Source organism: Arthrobacter sp. TB 23, from assembly GCF_000294595.1.
Lineage (GTDB): Bacteria > Actinomycetota > Actinomycetes > Actinomycetales > Micrococcaceae > Arthrobacter_D.
This window is the reverse complement of sequence record NZ_ALPM01000080.1, coordinates 1-17,881: the sequence shown is the minus strand read 5'-3', so window position 1 is coordinate 17,881 and position 17,881 is coordinate 1. Positions and strand designations below refer to the sequence as shown.

General features: G+C 62.8%; 12 protein-coding genes and 3 rRNA genes. All 15 read right to left on the bottom strand.

What is annotated here, in order from left to right:
- Positions 1-477 (bottom strand): 8-oxo-dGTP diphosphatase, encoded by a 477-nt coding sequence (locus B384_RS0112085; RefSeq protein ID WP_019483364.1) that lies wholly within the window; start codon positions 475-477, stop codon positions 1-3.
- 101 nt (positions 478-578) lie between these two features.
- Positions 579-1,832: a hypothetical protein gene (locus tag B384_RS0112080; RefSeq protein ID WP_019483363.1), complete on the bottom strand. Its 1,254-nt coding sequence runs from the start codon at positions 1,830-1,832 to the stop codon at positions 579-581.
- A 1-nt stretch (position 1,833) separates the two neighbouring features.
- Positions 1,834-2,340: an RNA polymerase sigma factor gene (locus tag B384_RS0112075; RefSeq protein WP_019483362.1), complete on the bottom strand. Its 507-nt coding sequence runs from the start codon at positions 2,338-2,340 to the stop codon at positions 1,834-1,836.
- Between the two features lie 80 nt (positions 2,341-2,420).
- Positions 2,421-3,395, bottom strand: a complete 975-nt coding sequence (xerD, locus tag B384_RS0112070) for a site-specific tyrosine recombinase XerD (protein WP_019483361.1) — start codon at positions 3,393-3,395, stop codon at positions 2,421-2,423.
- Between the two features lie 2 nt (positions 3,396-3,397).
- Positions 3,398-4,099, bottom strand: a complete 702-nt coding sequence (locus tag B384_RS18795) for an NUDIX domain-containing protein (protein WP_050994977.1) — start codon at positions 4,097-4,099, stop codon at positions 3,398-3,400.
- Between the two features lies 1 nt (position 4,100).
- A complete protein-coding gene (locus tag B384_RS0112060) occupies positions 4,101-5,804 on the bottom strand; it encodes a CTP synthase (protein WP_019483359.1) in 1,704 nt (567 codons plus the stop codon).
- Positions 5,798-7,525, bottom strand: a complete 1,728-nt coding sequence (gene recN / locus B384_RS0112055; protein ID WP_019483358.1) for a DNA repair protein RecN — start codon at positions 7,523-7,525, stop codon at positions 5,798-5,800. The genes B384_RS0112060 and recN overlap by 7 nt, the downstream gene beginning before the upstream one ends.
- Positions 7,522-8,448 carry an NAD kinase gene (locus B384_RS0112050; protein WP_019483357.1) on the bottom strand — a complete coding sequence of 309 codons (927 nt, stop codon included), beginning with the start codon at positions 8,446-8,448 and terminating at the stop codon, positions 7,522-7,524. The genes recN and B384_RS0112050 overlap by 4 nt, the downstream gene beginning before the upstream one ends.
- Positions 8,445-9,317, bottom strand: coding sequence for a TlyA family RNA methyltransferase (locus tag B384_RS0112045; RefSeq protein WP_019483356.1), 873 nt, complete (start codon positions 9,315-9,317; stop codon positions 8,445-8,447). Before B384_RS0112045 ends, B384_RS0112050 begins: the two co-directional genes overlap by 4 nt.
- Positions 9,304-9,600, bottom strand: coding sequence for a hypothetical protein (locus B384_RS20635; RefSeq protein WP_156809085.1), 297 nt, complete (start codon positions 9,598-9,600; stop codon positions 9,304-9,306). The genes B384_RS0112045 and B384_RS20635 overlap by 14 nt, the downstream gene beginning before the upstream one ends.
- Entirely contained in the window at positions 9,600-10,616 is a 1,017-nt protein-coding gene (locus B384_RS0112035) for an HAD-IIA family hydrolase (protein ID WP_019483354.1), read from the bottom strand. The genes B384_RS20635 and B384_RS0112035 overlap by 1 nt, the downstream gene beginning before the upstream one ends.
- Positions 10,609-11,970, bottom strand: coding sequence for a hypothetical protein (locus B384_RS21130; RefSeq protein ID WP_019483353.1), 1,362 nt, complete (start codon positions 11,968-11,970; stop codon positions 10,609-10,611). The genes B384_RS0112035 and B384_RS21130 overlap by 8 nt, the downstream gene beginning before the upstream one ends.
- Before the next feature lie 189 nt (positions 11,971-12,159).
- Positions 12,160-12,276, bottom strand: a 5S ribosomal RNA gene (gene rrf, locus B384_RS0112025).
- 207 nt (positions 12,277-12,483) lie between these two features.
- Positions 12,484-15,648 (bottom strand): 23S ribosomal RNA (locus B384_RS0112020).
- A 531-nt stretch (positions 15,649-16,179) separates the two neighbouring features.
- Positions 16,180-17,706 (bottom strand): 16S ribosomal RNA (locus B384_RS0112015).
- The 16S, 23S and 5S rRNA genes sit together here, the layout of an rRNA operon.
- Positions 17,707-17,881 lie beyond the last annotated feature (175 nt).

The window sequence follows — 17,881 nt, the reverse complement described above, 5'->3', positions numbered from 1 at the left end:
CTAGGCGAAGATTGCGCTGAGGACCGTCTTGTTGTCCGGATTAAGGGTAACGAGCACGTCCAGTTGTTCGCCGGCGATCACCGACCCCAGCCAGTGCCGTGCGTCGTCCCACATGCCATCCCACGGCAGGTCATCGACGGGATACCAGGCGGGGTCCACCTCGGCGGTGGGCTGCGGAGTTCCGGTCCACTCGACGGCGGTGAAGATCGCTGCGTCCATGTCGGCGGCGGGCTGGGCTGGGAACCGCCAACGGATCCGCCCCAGCTGGGTCAGTTGGGCCACGCCGACGACGACGCCGGATTCCTCCGCGACTTCCCGCACCGCTGCCTGGGGCGCGGTTTCGCCGGGTTCGACTCCCCCGCCGAGGGTAACAATCCGCCCGGCGCCGAACCCCGTCTTCTTGAGCCCGAGCAGTACTTCGCTTCCCGATTCCGTGTCACGGAACAGGAAGCACAAGACGACGGGGCGGGGGCTCATGAGGCCCAAGTGTAGCCGTCTCAACCGCCACCGAACCGTGAGGTCTGGCGACTCAGGGCGGACCTGAGTCGTCAGACCGAACTCCCCGGCCTAAGGGGTGGCTAGTCGGTGATGATTATCGAATCGGCGATAGCCGCCAGGGCGTCGAACTCCGCCGACCCGGCATACTCTTCAGCTTCCGCCAGGGATGCGAACTCCCGACCCACCTCGTACGGTGAGAGCTGGAAGTTGTTTGTCAGGGACAGCAAGCCGACCTCGGCATTCGAGATGACGTTATAGAGCATGCAGGCCTCACCCGAGGTGGGGTCGGTGGACAACACCAGCGCCGTGGTGCCGACGAGTCGATCGCCGGTGAATACCCGGAGCACAAACCTGGCGTCGACCGGGCCGGCGGGCGTATCGATGGAGACCGGAACCGACCGCACTTCCCGCCACGGCACCGGGGGCTCCGAGCATGCCCCGCCAATTCCCGACTCCCGTGACCGCATAAGCGTGGAAACAACGTTCCCCGTGGTGTCGACAAGGTTGTACCCATCAGCCACGTCAACAATCCCCCAGCCCAGCGGAATCCTGTAGGACAGGCCCAGCTCCGGTGCGTCAAGGCCCCGCACCAGTTCATCAGCGGTGGGACCGGCTCCGACCAGCTCTTCCCGCAGTTCCACCGGGATGCCCGCCTCGATGAATCGCTGGTCCATCAGTTCCTGGGGTGTCCCGTTGGGGTCCTCCATGAGGAACTCCCACCGGAGAATCGCGCCGTAGGTGTCGAGGTCAATGACCCATTGGCCGTTGACGCGCTGGGCGATGTAGAACCAGGCGTTGCCCCCGTCCTTGCCCTCGACCGCGTACCCTTCCTCGGTCAGCTCCATCGACATCCACTCGTCGGTACACCCGATCACCGGGTAGTACTGGGGATTCGTGGTCCAAGGGGTGTAGGAGGCGAAGTCGCTGCCCTGTTCCATCAGCCGGTCAACATCTTGTGGCTGGCACCCGACGTCGGCGGGAGGCCCGGTAGGCACGGCCGTCGGCTCAGGGGCGGGATCGGCGGTGCCCTCGCCCACCGTCGTCGGCTTCGGGGCGGGCTCCGGATCAGTGGTGCCCGCCGGCAACGGACCCTGGACACCCATGGAGCTGCCCACCACGATCGCGCCGGCCACAGCCGCTGCCGCAGCGGCACCGGCAAGCACGAGGACGACGGTTCGCCGCCGCGCCAACGGCACCACCACTGGGCGGTCGTCGCTGAACACCCCGGCGTCTTCGTCCGCTTCCGAAGCCGGCTGGGATTCGGAAGCTCCATTCGCCCGGCCCTCAGCACGGACCGGGTCCAGTCCCCGGATCAGGTTTTCGATGCGGTCCATTTCAGGCAACTCCCTCGGCCATCAAGGCGGTGGGCAGCAGGGCGGCGACCGCCTTGCGTGCCCGGTGCAGGCGGACTTTTGCGGCGGATGGGCTGCAGGCCAGTACCTGGGCGATATCCGCCACACTCAGGTCATCCCAGTAGGCGAGCAGCAGGATTTCCCGTTCCTTGTCCCGCAACCCGAGGAGGGCCTCGGCAACCGTGTGCTGCTGGGCGCCTTGCGCGGTTCTCGATTGCAGGACCGCTGTGGAACGAATCCGTTGCATGAGCTGCTCGGAGCGCTCCCGCCGCCGGTACTCGTTACCGATCAGGTGGTGGGCGACGGCCAGCAGCCAGGCGATGGTCAGATCTGCAGGATCCGGGTTGCGTTGCCAGGCGACGCGGAACACGTCGTTGGTCAGCTCATCAGCGGCTTCGCGGCTGTTGACCCTGCGGTGAATGTAGTTGAAGACGCGCGGGCGATGCTCCCTGTGGATTGCGGCAAAATATCCTTCGTCATGCTGCAACATTGGCCCCCCTGGAGTGAGTAACCTGTTCATGCACCGTTAGTTTCCAGCTGGCTCGCTGAGGTTACATCGACCTCCGCGGATCAGAGAGCGCGTGGATGCGCAGCAGCATATACCTCGCGGAGGGTATCCGCAGTAACCAGGGTGTACACCTGGGTGGTGGTGACCGAAGCGTGGCCGAGCAGTTCCTGCACCACCCGCACATCAGCGCCGCCTTCCAGTAAGTGGGTCGCGAAGGAGTGCCGCAGGGTGTGCGGCGACACCTCGCGGGTCACACCGGCTTTCTCGGCCGCCGACTTCAGGATGGTCCACGCACTCTGCCGGCTCAGTCGCCCACCGCGCAGGTTCAGGAACAGTGCCGGGTTACCCCGACCGTTGGCGGACAGGGCTGGCCGGGCCCGGACCAGGTAGGAGTCAATGGCCTTCGCCGCGTACGATCCCAACGGCACCATCCGTTCCTTGGACCCCTTGCCGAACAAGCGGACGACGGCGGGGCCCTTCAGAGCCGCATCCACCGACACGTCGTCGACGTCGAGCCCGACCGCCTCACTGATCCGGGAGCCGGTGGAGTACAGGAATTCCAGCAGCGCCCGGTCCCGCTGTCCACCCGGGGTGTCCGTGTTCACGGCCTCGAGGATGCGGGTCACCTCATCGACCGAAATGGCTTTCGGGAGCCGCTTACCGGCGATGGGAGGGTGAATGTCGTGGGCGGGATCGGCGGTACAGATGCCCTCCAGGGCCCAGAACCGGTGCAGGCCACGGACCGCGACCACGGTGCGCGCGGCGGACCGCGGACTCAACGGGGCGAGGCCATCAGAACCGGTGGACAGGGCCTGCGCGAACGCCGAGATGTCATGCCGGGTGATCCGCTGCACGTCGGTGACTGAACGGGCAGCCAGAAACCGGTGATACCTCAACAGGTCACGCCGGTACGCGGCAAGGGTGTTGACCGACAGGCCACGCTCCACTGCCATGTGCTGAAGGTATTCGCTCATGAGCCGTCCGGGGCCGGTTTCCCGCAGCTCGTCCACTGCGGTCCTCGTTGCAGGAACCGCCATCGTCAGCCCTTCAGGACCGATCCGTTGGGCCAGGTGTGGTGCTGGCTGGAGTGCTCAGGCCAGGGCTCGTCTGCGGGTCGCAGCTGTTCGTAGCCGGAGTTCCGTGCCACTGACGCGGCGAGAATCGCTGCGATTGCCGAAGGACTGTGGATCCTCCCGGCCAGGACGGCGGCGACTGCCTCATCCAGGTCAACCCACGCCAGCTCAATTTCGGCTTCCTCGTGGGTGCGTTCGTGGCGCGCATCAGGGTGGATCTCCGCGACGCCCCGCGCCAGATAGATACGCAACGCTTCACTGGAGGACCCGGGTGACAGGAACAGGTCGGTCAGGACGTTCCACCGCTCAGCAGTGAGGTCCGCCTCCTCGGCGAGCTCCCGCGCTGCAGCCGCCACAAAGTCCTCATCAGGAACATCGAGCAGGCCCGCCGGGATTTCCCAGAGCGTCATCCGCACCGGGTGGCGGTACTGGTTGATCAACAGCACCTGCCCGGCGTCGTTCAGGGCCAATACCGCCACAGCACCGGGATGCTCGATATAGTCGCGCACCAGCGGTTCGCCGTGGCCGTCATCGGTGAGGGAGAACGTGTCGCTGACGACGTTCCAGATCCTGCCCTCGTAGACCACCGTGGAGTCCAGCAAACGCCGCGGGCTCTGCTGGTCACCCAGCGGCTGCGCCGATTCGTCCACGTCCGCCCCCTGGCTCATGTTAGGCCTTGACCCCGCGGCGGAGCAGTGCAGCCTTTACCAGTCCGGCGAACAGCGGGTGCGGCCGGGTGGGGCGTGAGCTCAGCTCGGGGTGCGCCTGGGTGGCCACATAGTACGGGTGGACGCTCTTTGGCAGTTCAACAAACTCGACCAGCTTGCCGTCGGGGGACGTTCCGGAGAACACCATGCCGGCGGCCGAGATCTGCTCGCGGAAGTCATTGTTGACCTCGTAGCGGTGGCGGTGGCGTTCGCTGACAGTGGTTTTCCCGTAGGTGCGGGCCACCACTGAACCTTCGTCGAGCTTCGCCTCCCACAGGCCCAGGCGCATGGTGCCGCCCATGTCGCCGTCGCCGTCGACAATGTGCAACTGCTCGGCCATGGTCGCGATGACCGGGAACTCGGTGTCGGGATCAAACTCACTCGAGGATGCGCCCTCAAGGCCCACCACGTTGCGGGCGTATTCGATGACCATGCACTGCAACCCGAGGCAGAGTCCCAGCGTGGGGACCGAGTTTTCTCGGGCGTATTTGAGGGCACCGAGTTTGCCTTCGAGGCCGCGGATACCGAAGCCACCCGGCACGCAGATGGCGTCGGCTCCGTCGAGGGCCTGCGCCGCTCCTTCGGGGGTGTCGCAGTCGTCCGAGGGCACCCAGCGGATGATCACCTTGGACTTGTTGGCGAAACCGCCAGCGCGCAGCGCCTCAGTCACCGACAGGTAGGCGTCCGGCAGGTCGATGTACTTGCCCACCAGGGCAATTTCGACAGTGTGTTTGGGGTGGTGGACGGCGTCGAGAAGTTTGTTCCACTTGGTCCAGTTGACGTCCTTGAACTTCAGGTCAAGGGCCTGCACAATGTACGCGTCGAGGCCCTGTGCGTGCAGGGTCTTCGGAATGTCGTAGATGCTCGCGGCGTCGGCGGCATTGACGACGGCGTCGACGTCGACGTCGCACATGCGACCGATCTTTTCCCGCATGGCGTCCGGAATTTCGCGGTCCGAGCGGATCACGATGGCATCCGGCTGGATGCCGATGGATCGGAGCATCGCCACCGAGTGCTGGGTTGGCTTCGTTTTCAGTTCCTGGGAGGGGCCGATGTAGGGCACCAGGGAGACGTGCAGGAAGAACACGTTGTTGCGGCCAATGTCCTGGCGTACCTGGCGGGCCGCCTCGAGGAACGGCTGCGACTCAATGTCGCCGACGGTGCCACCGATCTCGGTGATGATGACGTCGGGCGCCTTCTTGGCTTCGACGGGTTCGGAAGGCAACCGCATCCGGCGCTTGATCTCGTCGGTGATGTGCGGGATGACCTGGACAGTGTCGCCGAGGTATTCGCCGCGGCGTTCCTTGGCGATGACCGTCGAGTAGATCTGGCCGGTCGTGACGTTCGCCGAGCCGTCGAGGCTTTCATCGAGGAAACGCTCGTAGTGGCCGATGTCGAGGTCCGTTTCAGCGCCGTCGTCGGTCACGAAGACCTCGCCGTGCTGGAACGGGTTCATGGTGCCCGGGTCCACGTTGAGATACGGGTCGAGCTTCTGCATCGTGACTGATAAGCCACGCGCACGGAGAAGATGACCGAGGCTTGAAGCGGTGAGTCCCTTCCCGAGGGAGGAGGCTACGCCACCCGTCACGAAGACGTGCTTGGTAGTCTTGGCGGACTTCTGGAACCGGGAATTTGTTGATTGCACCACGGAGTTCGAGCCTAGCACTTCGAGGCGGTCCGCGCTGCGTCTGCGAGCAGTTCCTCGGCGTGTGCCTGGGCCGACGCCGACTCCTCCTGCCCGGCAAGCATGCGTGCCAGCTCCCGCACCCGCTCCGCTTCGGGCAGGACTTCGACGTCGCTGGCCGTGACACCGTCGCCGGCAGCGGTCGCCGACACGTTCTTGGTCACCCTGATGTGTTGGGACGCGAACGCCGCCACCTGGGGCAGATGGGTGACCACAATCACCTGGACGTGTTCGGCGAGCATGGCGAGTCGTCGCCCGATTTCCACCGCCGCTTTGCCGCCCACTCCCGCGTCCACCTCGTCGAACACGAAGGTCGGTACGGGGTCGACGGCGGCCAGCACCACCTCGATTGCGAGCATCACCCGGGAGAGTTCACCGCCCGACGCGCCCTTCCCCAGCGGCCGCGCGGCCGAGCCGGGGTGTGGCTGTAGGAGGAACGCGATCGAGTCGGCGCCGAACAGGGTGCGCTCCCCTGCCGTCACGTCGATGACCAGGCTGGCCGCCGCCATGGCGAGTGCCGACAGTTCGTCGGTGACCCGCTCCGCGAGCGTGGCGGCGGCGGCGGTGCGCAGGGCGGTGAGTTCCTCGGCCTGCGCACCCACCGTCTGCTCAAGGGCGGCAATCTCCTCCCCCAGCGCCTCGATCCGGGTGGAGTCGTCGCCTAGCTCACCGAGCCGGAGCTGCCCGGCCGCAGCCCAGTCAAGCACCTCGTCGATGCTGGGCGCGTACTTGCGGATGAGGACGGCCAGTTCGGCCCGTCGCGATTCGACTTCGGCCAGTCGGCCGGGTCCGTCGCTGTCGAGGGAGGCGCTATAGCCCGACAGTTCGGTTGAAATATCGGTGAGGATGTAGCCCACTTCGGCGAGTCGCCCAGCCAGCGCGGCCAGGGCTGGGTCATGGTCCCCCGCCGATTCCAGTTGGCGTTTGGCGGCATCCACGAGCACTGTGGCGTCCTGGTCGTCGGCGAATTCACCCGAGACGAGCGCCTGGTGGGCTTTGAACGCCGCGGTCCGAAGCTCCTCGACGTGGCCCAGACGGATGGACTCCGCCTTCAGGTTGTCATCCTCACCCGGCTGCGGTGCGACGGCGTCAATTTCCTCGAGCGCGGCCTGCAGTGATTCGGCCTCCCTGACCCGCTCCCGCGAGTCGGTCAGGAGTTGCTCCAGCTCGGCGGCCGCCTCCTGCAGGCGACGGTAACTCACCTGATAGCGTCCCAGCACCTCAGCCAGTGGGGCCCCCGCGAATTTGTCCAGCGCTTCCCGCTGGGCCGCAGTGGTTTTCAGGCGTAGCTGATCGGACTGGCCGTGGACTACCACCAGCGCCGATCCCAGCTCAGCGAGCACCCCCGCTGGGGCTGACCTGCCGCCGACGTACGCGCGACTCCGTCCATCACCATTGACGGTGCGTGCGACGATCAGCTCAGCCGAGCCCTCCGACTCGTCCAATTCCCCGCCCGCTTCCGCGGCACGCAGTGCGGCGGTGCTGTGCGGGGCGATCCGGAGGACCGCCTCGGCCGAAGCGGCTTTCGCTCCGAGACGTACGGCACCGGCGTCGGCCCGCGCGCCGAGCAGCAACCCCAGAGCGGTGATCACCATCGTCTTGCCGGCACCGGTTTCACCGGTCACCACGGTGAAACCGCCGCCCAGGTGCAGTGTGGCATCGGTGATGACGCCAAGGTCGCGGATGCGGATTTCTTCGATCACTGGCCGGTACCTCCTGCATGACTGGTCGGGCCACGCCAGCCCTGGGTGGGGAGCGAGAACTTCTTCACGAGTCGCTCGGAGAAGGGGGTGAGTTGGGTGCGAGCCAACCGGACCGGGGTAGCTGCACGGCGGACTTCCACCCGGGCGCCGGGCGGCAGGTCGACGGTGCGCCGCCCGTCGCACCACAGGACGCCCGCCGCGTCGGTGCGGGTGAGGATCTCCACGGCGAGGACCGACGTCGGCGCGATCACCAGTGGTTTGGTGAAGAGGGCGTGGGCACTGATCGGCGCCATCAGCAGGGCTTCCACCTCGGGCCAGACCACGGGTCCGCCGGAGGAGAAGGCGTAGGCGGTCGACCCCGTGGGTGTTGCCATCACCACACCGTCACACCCGAACGAGCTGAGGGGTCGCCCGTCAACCTCCATCACCACCTCGATCATCCGTTCGCGGCTGGCCTTCTCGACGGCCGCCTCGTTCAGCGCCCAGGTCTGGGCTGCGAGGACGTCACCGCGCCACACCTGGACGTCGATGGTCATCCGCTCTTCGACGGTGTAATCACGGTCCACCACCCGGCGCACCGTCTCGGTGAGGTCGGCCCGTTCACTTTCGGCGAGGAACCCGACGTGCCCGAGGTTGACGCCGAGAAGGGGGACTTCGGAGCCGCGGACCAGTTCTGCGGCGCGGAGAATGGTCCCATCGCCGCCCAGGACCATCCCCAGCTCAACCTCGTCGAGTCCGACGTCGACGCCGAGGGTTTCGGTGGGCGCGGTGAGCACCCCGTACTCGTCCTGGATGTCCTTCAGTTCCTCATCCCGCATGACGGGGACCAACCCTGACTGGTGTAGCTGCGTACAGGCTTCCTGGGCAGCCGCCATCGCGTCGTGCCGCCCGGTGTGGGCAAGGACCAGTATCCGTCGTGTCATTGAAGCTCCGTCGTATCCCGTGCGCCGTCTGGCGTGCCGGTAACTAGCCGGGCATCAGTAAAAGCAGTGCTGGAGTCCAGCACCTGCCGGGTCATGCGATCAAGCTCCCCTTCGATCCTAGGCACCATCGGGCCGGTCGGCACTGTTATCCACACAAAGAACTCAACATTTCCGTCCTGACCCGGTAGTTGACTGCGAATCAACCCCGACACGGTCAGTCCGTGGGCCAGGGCGCTCCAGATCACCTGTCCGACGGCGCGGCGCCTTTCCGGTTCGGTCGCCACCACCCCGCTGGAGTTCAGTTTTCCCTTGCCCACTTCGAACTGGGGTTTGATGAGCAGCACCATGTCACCGCCGGGTTTGGTGGCTAGGGCGAGTGGGAGCAGCACCAGGGTGAGGGAAATGAAGGACAGGTCCGCGACCGTCAGATCGACCTGGCCTCCGATGGCGTCGGGCTCCAGCTGACGCACGTTTAGCCCCTCGACGACGTCGACCCGTGGGTCCCGGCGCAGGTCCGCAACGAGCTGGCCGTGCCCGACGTCGACGGCTGCCACACGGGAGGCGCCAGCGCGCAGGAGCACCTCGGTGAAGCCGCCCGTGGAGGCGCCAGCGTCGAGGCACCGTTTCCCCTCCACAGCGACCCCGGTGAAAGACCGCAGCGCCCCGTCAAGTTTCACCCCGGCACGGCTGACGAAGTCGGGGGCACCGCCGTCGTCGACTGCCAGCTCCTCAAAATCCTGGACCTTACTGGCGGCCTTGGCCTGGATGACGCCGGCGCGGCGCACCCGGCCGGCGGCGATGAGCTGGGCGGCGTGCGACCTGGACCGTGCCAGCCCTCGGGCCACCAGAGCCTGGTCAAGGCGCGTCATGGGCTTTGGGCGGATCAGCGTTGAGCTCGGCAAGCAGGCCGTCATGGAGCCCCGTGTACAGGCGGTTGTGGTCCTCAATGGGGAGGCCCGGAATGTCGGCCAGATGAGCGGTCAGCCCATCCACGCTGGTGTCCCCGCTGGTCTCCGCCCTGCGGGGAAAGTCCGGGCCCTCGCCAACCGTTGCGGCATGGTCTATTTCAGCGTCGTCTATTGCGGCGTCATCTATTGCAGCGTGATCCACGCTGCCTTCGGGTGACGGCACACTCGGGGCAGCGCCAGTCATCAGCGACCTGCGGAATCGGCGAGAACCGGGCTGCCCGCGGACTGCAGGGCGGGCAGTGCGGCGGTCGCAGGGTCAGGATTGGCGCTCCACCAGGCGCCGCAGGCGGCACGCCAGGTGTCGAGGTTCGCCAGGTCCCCGGTCAGGTGGACCGTTCCGTCGTCGACCATCGCCGACGACGCCCCGCACCGGTACACGCCGTCGCTGTGGCTGATTTCCGGGTACGGCTCGTAGAGGCCCTCAAGGTCGGCCAGGAGGTACTTGGGACGCTGACCGGCGACAGCCGCCAGCGCCGTCCGCACCGTGTCGACGCCGGTGAGCACCAGGGCAGTGTCCATCCGGGCACGGTTTCCGCCCAGAATGTCGGTATCGAGCCGGTCTCCAACCACCAGTGGGCGAGAGACACCGAGGTGCTTGGCGGCAGTGGTGAACAACGCCGCTTCGGGTTTGCCGGCGACCGCGGGGGTGCTGCCGGTGGCGGCGGTGACCGCCGCGACCAGCGACCCGTTGCCGGGGGCGATTCCGCGGAGCTGCGGAATGGACAGGTCCGTGTTGGTTGCTACCCACACCGCACCACCCGCCACCGCGTAGGCAGCCTCAGCCAGATCCTTCCACCCCAGGTTGGGGTCGAAGCCCTGAATGACTGCATCAGGAGTTGGCTCAGCGGAGGTGACTGGGACCAAACCCTGCGCCTTGACCTGGTCGACCAGGGTCTGGCTGCCGGTGACCAGGACGGTCGACCCGGCGGGCACCAGTGTGGCCAGGAGTTCAGCCCCGGCAAACGCCGACCCGAACACCTGGGCCGCCGTCGCCGGAGCACCCAGCTCGCGCAGGTGTGCTGCAACCTGTTCGGCTGACCGGGACGCGTTGTTGGTGATGTAGGCGAGGGCGACTTCGATGTCCGCTAGCCGTTCCAGGGACTCCACCGCACCAGGAATGGCGTTGGGTCCCGCGTAGACGACACCATCCAGATCAGCTAAGAGTGCATCGTAGGACGAGATCAGGGAAGCCTCAGTCATGGTGCCTTTCGGTGTCCTGCCCGCCTTCGGGGCTGGTGCGAATTGGAGCGGGCCGGTTGAGTGAACGCCAGGTGGCAGGTGCGCGGCGCACCTCCTCCTCGGGGACGTCATCGGGGGCGCCCGGCGTTTCCACGGACTGCTGGGCGGCTGCCGCTTCCGCCGCTTCCTGACCGGCCGACTTCGCTTCGAGACGCTGCTCGTCCTCCGACTCAGTGACGGTGTCCGACTCAGTGACGGTGTCCGGCTCACTGTCGGCTGCGGGGGCGTCGCCTGTTCCCGGCCGGCGTTCAGTCAGCGAGGTGGTCCCGGGACTGCCGGTGGGAGCCGAAGCAACCCGCCGACGGGCGGCCGAGGCATCGGGGACCTCCTCATCGTCACCGCCGAGATCAACGATGTCGGGCTCGGCGAACTCGCCCAATCCGAGAGCGCTGTCGGCGATCCCGGCCTGACGGCGCCACTGTTCGGCTTCGGCGGTACGGCCAACCGCCGCCAAGGCCTCAGCGTAGGCGCGAAACAGCCGTGGGCTGTAGCTGAACGCACGGTTGCGGTCGAGCTGGCTGATTTCCAGTGCGGCGACCGCGGCATCGTGCTGCAACAGGTCTGAGCGAGCCCCGGAGACCACCATGGCCAGTTCCACCTTGCCCGCAGAACTCAGCCCTTCGGCCTCCTCTGATTGAGCAAGATCAAGGGCGCGGTCGGGGCGGCCCAGCCCACGTTCACAGTCGGCCATGACCGGAAGGTGGTCGTTCGAACCGCTGATCCGGCGATAGGTGCGGAACTCACGGAGCGCCTCACCGTAGTGTCCGGCAGCGTAGGCGGTCAGGCCCACTGCTTCACGCACGACGGCGAGCCTGCCACCGCGGCGGCTGGCCGCCAGGGCGTGCTGGAATGCCAGTTCGGGCTCATCCTCAAGCAGACGGCCCGCCATCACGAGGTGGCGGGCCACCCACTCGGCGCTCTTTTCTTCAAGGTTGCGGATCTGCGCCCGGGTCACCCGATCCAGTTCAGCGCCAGTGACATCCTCATCGATATTTGGGGACCGTTCGCGGTCTGGACGGTTGGCGCTGCGGAGGTCCCGGGCGTTGAAGGAACGCTTCCCACTCTCGGCGCGCTCGGAGCCGCCACGGTTTTCGTCACGTGGACCGCTTCCCCTGCCCTGGCTGGCACCGCGGCCGGCTGATGACCCGCCGGTGTTCGGACGTGCTCCCCGATACCCACCCGCCCTATCATCGCGGGAGGCCGAGCTCCGGGGGGCGTCGCTCTGCTTGCCAACCGACCGGCCGCCTTGGGTACCTGATCGATCGGGCCGTCGGTCTGCCCGGTCCGCTCCGTGATTGCGGTCTTGGTCGGCCATGGCTACGCGGTTCCTCTCATTACAAACGGAGCCGGCACTGGTGCGGTTTCCGTTCGGTTTCTCTATGAATCTGTGTGGGTGGCATCCTTCGCCGCCCTACCCATTGTAGGGCCTGCATCAGGTGTGTTTGGGGTGTGGTGGTTAAGTGCGAAAGGCCCCACCGGTGGTGGGGCCTTTCGTTTAATGGTTGTCCGGCGGTGTCCTACTCTCCCACACTCTCTCGGGTGCAGTACCATCGGCGCTGTGGGTCTTAGCTTCCGGGTTCGGAATGGGACCGGGCGTTTCCCCCACGCTGTGACCGCCGTAACCCTTTTACCCGTTCCCCTGCACTGGCTGTGTGAGCCGTGTGGGGTGGGAAGTCTTTTTGGTTACAACTTGAACAGTATATACCTGTATTGTGTTGTGTTTTTTGGTTCCTGTTGTTGGTTGGGAACCGCATAGTGGACGAAAGCAGCATATCTTTACACCATCCTTGGTGTGAACGTCTTTTGATGCCGTTCACGGGTGGTGTGTGTGGTGTAAGTTATCGGCTTATTAGTACCGGTCAGCTTCACAAGTCGTTAGTCCTTGCTTCCACGTCCGGCCTATCAACCCAGTGGTCTGGCTGGGGGCCTCTCACACAAATGTGTATGGAAATCTCATCTCGAAGCAGGCTTCCCGCTTAGATGCTTTCAGCGGTTATCCCATCCGAACGTAGCTAATCAGCGGTGCACTTGGCAGTACAACTGACACACCAGAGGTTCGTCCGTCCCGGTCCTCTCGTACTAAGGACAGCCCTTCTCAAATTTCCTGCGCGCGCAGCGGATAGGGACCGAACTGTCTCACGACGTTCTAAACCCAGCTCGCGTACCGCTTTAATGGGCGAACAGCCCAACCCTTGGGACCTACTCCAGCCCCAGGATGCGACGAGCCGACATCGAGGTGCCAAACCATGCCGTCGATATGGACTCTTGGGCAAGATCAGCCTGTTATCCCCGAGGTACCTTTTATCCGTTGAGCGACGGCCATTCCACAATGTACCGCCGGATCACTAGTCCCGACTTTCGTCCCTGCTTGAGATGTCTCTCTCACAGTCAAGCTCCCTTGTGCACTTACACTCGACACCTGATTGCCAACCAGGCTGAGGGAACCTTTGGGCGCCTCCGTTACTTTTTAGGAGGCAACCGCCCCAGTTAAACTACCCATCAGGCACTGTCCCTGACCCGGATTACGGGCCGAAGTTAGATATCCAGTATGACCAGAGTGGTATTTCAACGATGACTCCCCCTGAACTAGCGTCCAGGGTTCACAGTCTCCCACCTATCCTACACAAGCCACACCGAACACCAATACCAAACTATAGTGAAGGTCTCGGGGTCTTTCCGTCCTGCTGCGCGTAACGAGCATCTTTACTCGTAGTGCAATTTCGCCGAGCTTATGGTTGAGACAGCGGGGAAGTCGTTACTCCATTCGTGCAGGTCGGAACTTACCCGACAAGGAATTTCGCTACCTTAGGATGGTTATAGTTACCACCGCCGTTTACTGGGGCTTAAATTCCCAGCTTCGCACCCCGAAGGGCACTAACCGGTCCTCTTAACCTTCCAGCACCGGGCAGGAGTCAGTCCGTATACATCGTCTTGCGACTTCGCACGGACCTGTGTTTTTAGTAAACAGTCGCTTCCCCCTGGTCTCTGCGGCCCCACAACGCTCACAACAGCAAGTGTTGGTCACGGGTGAGGCCCCCCTTCTCCCGAAGTTACGGGGGCATTTTGCCGAGTTCCTTAACCATAATTCTCTCGATCGCCTTAGTATTCTCTACCTGATCACCTGTGTCGGTTTGGGGTACGGGCGGCTAAAACCTCGCGCCGATGCTTTTCTAGGCAGCATAGGATCACCGGATCCCCGCATAACGGGGCCCATCGGGTCTCAGAGACGGTATCCAAACCAGGACCACGGATTTGCCTATGGTCCCTCCTACATCCTTAGACCGGGGCAACCATCGCCCGGCCCGGCTACCTTCCTGCGTCACACCTGTTAATACGCTTACCTCCCAGGATCAGGTCCCGCGCTCCACCAAAAACCACGTCACCCCGAAGGGTGGGCAGTCAGGTATTGGGCGGTTAGTATCCCCTGCTCAGTATGGGCGGTTTTTCGCCGGTACGGGAATATCAACCCGTTGTCCATCGACTACGCCTGTCGGCCTCGCCTTAGGTCCCGACTTACCCAGGGCAGATTAGCTTGACCCTGGAACCCTTGATCATTCGGCGGACGGGTTTCTCACCCGTCTTTCGCTACTCATGCCTGCATTCTCACTCGTGTAGGCTCCACCGCTGGTTTACACCGCGACTTCACCGCCCACACGACGCTCCCCTACCACTCCAGACGCCTGAACTCAGGAGAACAAGTCTCCGGCTTAGCTAATATCTGAAATCCACAACTTCGGCGGTGTACTTGAGCCCCGCTACATTGTCGGCGCGGAATCACTTGACCAGTGAGCTATTACGCACTCTTTCAAGGATGGCTGCTTCTAAGCCAACCTCCTGGTTGTCTTCGCAACTCCACATCCTTTCCCACTTAGCACACGCTTAGGGGCCTTAGTTGGTGGTCTGGGCTGTTTCCCTCTCGACTATGAAGCTTATCCCCCACAGTCTCACTGCTGCGCTCTCACTTACCGGCATTCGGAGTTTGGCTGACGTCAGTAACCTTGTAGGGCCCATTAGCCATCCAGTAGCTCTACCTCCGGTAAGAAACACGCAACGCTGCACCTAAATGCATTTCGGGGAGAACCAGCTATCACGAAGTTTGATTGGCCTTTCACCCCTACCCACAGCTCATCCCCTCCATTTTCAACTGAAGTGGGTTCGGTCCTCCACGACGTCTTACCGTCGCTTCAACCTGGCCATGGGTAGATCACTTCGCTTCGGGTCTAGATCACGCCACTCACTCGCCCTATTCAGACTCGCTTTCGCTACGGCTTCCCCACACGGGTTAACCTCGCGACGTAACACTAACTCGCAGGCTCATTCTTCAAAAGGCACGCCATCACACCACCACCCCCGAAAGGATGGCAACGCTCTGACGGATTGTAGGCACACGGTTTCAGGTACTGTTTCACTCCCCTCCCGGGGTACTTTTCACCTTTCCCTCACGGTACTTGTCCGCTATCGGTCATCAAGGAGTATTTAGGCTTACCAGGTGGTCCTGGCAGATTCGCACGGGATTTCTCGGGCCCCGTACTACTTGGGATACTCTCCAAACGGCAGCACGCATTACGGTTACGGGACTTACACCCTCTCCGGCCGGCCTTTCAAGACCGTTCACCTATACGCCTGCACTCATTTCACTGATCCGGCAGAATCAGAACGGAAAGTCCCGCAACCCCAGTGATGCAACGCCCGCCGGCTATCACACACCACTGGTTTAGCCTCATCCGCGTTCGCTCGCCACTACTAACGGAATCACTATTGTTTTCTCTTCCTGTGGGTACTGAGATGTTTCACTTCCCCACGTTCCCTCCACGCACCCTATGTGTTCAGATGCGGGTCACCCGGTCCATCGCTGGCCAGGCGGGGTTTCCCCATTCGGAAATCCTGGGCTCACAGTCCGGTTATCGACTCCCCCAGGCTTATCGCAGATTCCCACGTCCTTCTTCGGCTCTTGATGCCAAGGCATCCACCGTGTGCCCTTAAAAACTTGACCACAAAAGATCAAAAAACATATCGAGAAAACCATGGCATCAAACTAAAAGTCTGAAACCAAGATTTTTTGAAATTGCTTCTTATTTTTAAGATGCTCTCGTCCACTATGCAGTTCTCAACCAACAACCCCACACCACCAACCAAAACCCCCAAACACGAGGATCCCGCTGCCATGGCAGGGAAAAACCAGAAACCCCAGCACCCCAACCCCCACAAACAACACCCCACCAACCCGACACGCCACAACGACGCACCAAACCAGCAGAACACTTGTCCACGACAATCAGAGCCCTGTTATTTCAGGACCCAACAGTGTGCCATACGATAACCCAATCACCACCAACCAGAACCATTTCCACACCACCAAAAGGCGATCGTACTCTGCAACCAGCCAGCGCCACCAGGCACCTATCCATTGATATTCCACCCTTGAGCAGCCCACCGCGGAACAAACGCCCGCGCAATAGGCCATACTCCTACGAACCCCACACCAACCACACAGGATCGGCGCGTCATTCGAGGTGCTCCTTAGAAAGGAGGTGATCCAGCCGCACCTTCCGGTACGGCTACCTTGTTACGACTTAGTCCCAATCGCCGGTCCCACCTTCGACAGCTCCCTCCCCACAAGGGGGTTAGGCCACCGGCTTCGGGTGTTACCAACTTTCGTGACTTGACGGGCGGTGTGTACAAGGCCCGGGAACGTATTCACCGCAGCGTTGCTGATCTGCGATTACTAGCGACTCCGACTTCATGAGGTCGAGTTGCAGACCTCAATCCGAACTGAGACCGGCTTTTTGGGATTAGCTCCACCTCACAGTATCGCAACCCTTTGTACCGGCCATTGTAGCATGCGTGAAGCCCAAGACATAAGGGGCATGATGATTTGACGTCGTCCCCACCTTCCTCCGAGTTGACCCCGGCAGTCTCCTATGAGTCCCCGCCATAACGCGCTGGCAACATAGAACGAGGGTTGCGCTCGTTGCGGGACTTAACCCAACATCTCACGACACGAGCTGACGACAACCATGCACCACCTGTAAACCGGCCGCAAGCGGCCAACACATCTCTGCGCTGTTCCAGTTCATGTCAAGCCTTGGTAAGGTTCTTCGCGTTGCATCGAATTAATCCGCATGCTCCGCCGCTTGTGCGGGCCCCCGTCAATTCCTTTGAGTTTTAGCCTTGCGGCCGTACTCCCCAGGCGGGGCACTTAATGCGTTAGCTACGGCGCGGAAAACGTGGAATGTCCCCCACACCTAGTGCCCAACGTTTACGGCATGGACTACCAGGGTATCTAATCCTGTTCGCTCCCCATGCTTTCGCTCCTCAGCGTCAGTTAATGCCCAGAGACCTGCCTTCGCCATCGGTGTTCCTCCTGATATCTGCGCATTTCACCGCTACACCAGGAATTCCAGTCTCCCCTACATCACTCTAGTCTGCCCGTACCCACCGCAGATCCGGAGTTAAGCCCCGGACTTTCACGGCAGACGCGACAAACCGCCTACGAGCTCTTTACGCCCAATAATTCCGGATAACGCTTGCGCCCTACGTATTACCGCGGCTGCTGGCACGTAGTTAGCCGGCGCTTCTTCTGCAGGTACCGTCACTTTCGCTTCTTCCCTACTGAAAGAGGTTTACAACCCGAAGGCCTTCATCCCCCACGCGGCGTCGCTGCATCAGGCTTGCGCCCATTGTGCAATATTCCCCACTGCTGCCTCCCGTAGGAGTCTGGGCCGTGTCTCAGTCCCAGTGTGGCCGTCCACCCTCTCAGGCCGGCTACCCGTCGTCGCCTTGGTAGGCCATTACCCCACCAACAAGCTGATAGGCCGCGAGTCCATCCAAAACCGCAATAAAGCTTTCCACCAACATGGCATGCGCCAGAAGGTCATATCCAGTATTAGACCCGGTTTCCCAGGCTTATCCCAGAGTCAAGGGCAGGTTACTCACGTGTTACTCACCCGTTCGCCACTAATCCCCCAGCAAGCTGGGATCATCGTTCGACTTGCATGTGTTAAGCACGCCGCCAGCGTTCATCCTGAGCCAGGATCAAACTCTCCGTAAATGCATTACAGACACGCACCCACCACCAGGAAAAACCAGTAAACAGGCACGCGCAAAATTCGAAACCAGCCAAAAACAACCACACAACACCACCGAGGTAGCATCATGCAGCCAAATTCAACCAATCAATAAAACAATCGGTATCAACAAACATGGCACACTATTGAGTTCTCAAA

What these genes read in the sequence shown, in the direction of transcription:
- B384_RS0112085 (WP_019483364.1), bottom strand. Translation starts at nt 477, where the DNA reads ATGAGCCCCCGCCCCGTCGTCTTGTGCTTCCTGTTCCGTGACACGGAA.
- B384_RS0112080 (WP_019483363.1), bottom strand. Translation starts at nt 1,832, where the DNA reads ATGGACCGCATCGAAAACCTGATCCGGGGACTGGACCCGGTCCGTGCT.
- B384_RS0112075 (WP_019483362.1), bottom strand. Translation starts at nt 2,340, where the DNA reads ATGTTGCAGCATGACGAAGGATATTTTGCCGCAATCCACAGGGAGCAT.
- xerD (WP_019483361.1), bottom strand. Translation starts at nt 3,395, where the DNA reads ATGGCGGTTCCTGCAACGAGGACCGCAGTGGACGAGCTGCGGGAAACC.
- B384_RS18795 (WP_050994977.1), bottom strand. Translation starts at nt 4,099, where the DNA reads ATGAGCCAGGGGGCGGACGTGGACGAATCGGCGCAGCCGCTGGGTGAC.
- B384_RS0112050 (WP_019483357.1), bottom strand. Translation starts at nt 8,448, where the DNA reads ATGACACGACGGATACTGGTCCTTGCCCACACCGGGCGGCACGACGCG.
- B384_RS0112045 (WP_019483356.1), bottom strand. Translation starts at nt 9,317, where the DNA reads ATGACGCGCCTTGACCAGGCTCTGGTGGCCCGAGGGCTGGCACGGTCC.
- B384_RS20635 (WP_156809085.1), bottom strand. Translation starts at nt 9,600, where the DNA reads ATGACTGGCGCTGCCCCGAGTGTGCCGTCACCCGAAGGCAGCGTGGAT.
- B384_RS0112035 (WP_019483354.1), bottom strand. Translation starts at nt 10,616, where the DNA reads ATGACTGAGGCTTCCCTGATCTCGTCCTACGATGCACTCTTAGCTGAT.
- B384_RS21130 (WP_019483353.1), bottom strand. Translation starts at nt 11,970, where the DNA reads ATGGCCGACCAAGACCGCAATCACGGAGCGGACCGGGCAGACCGACGG.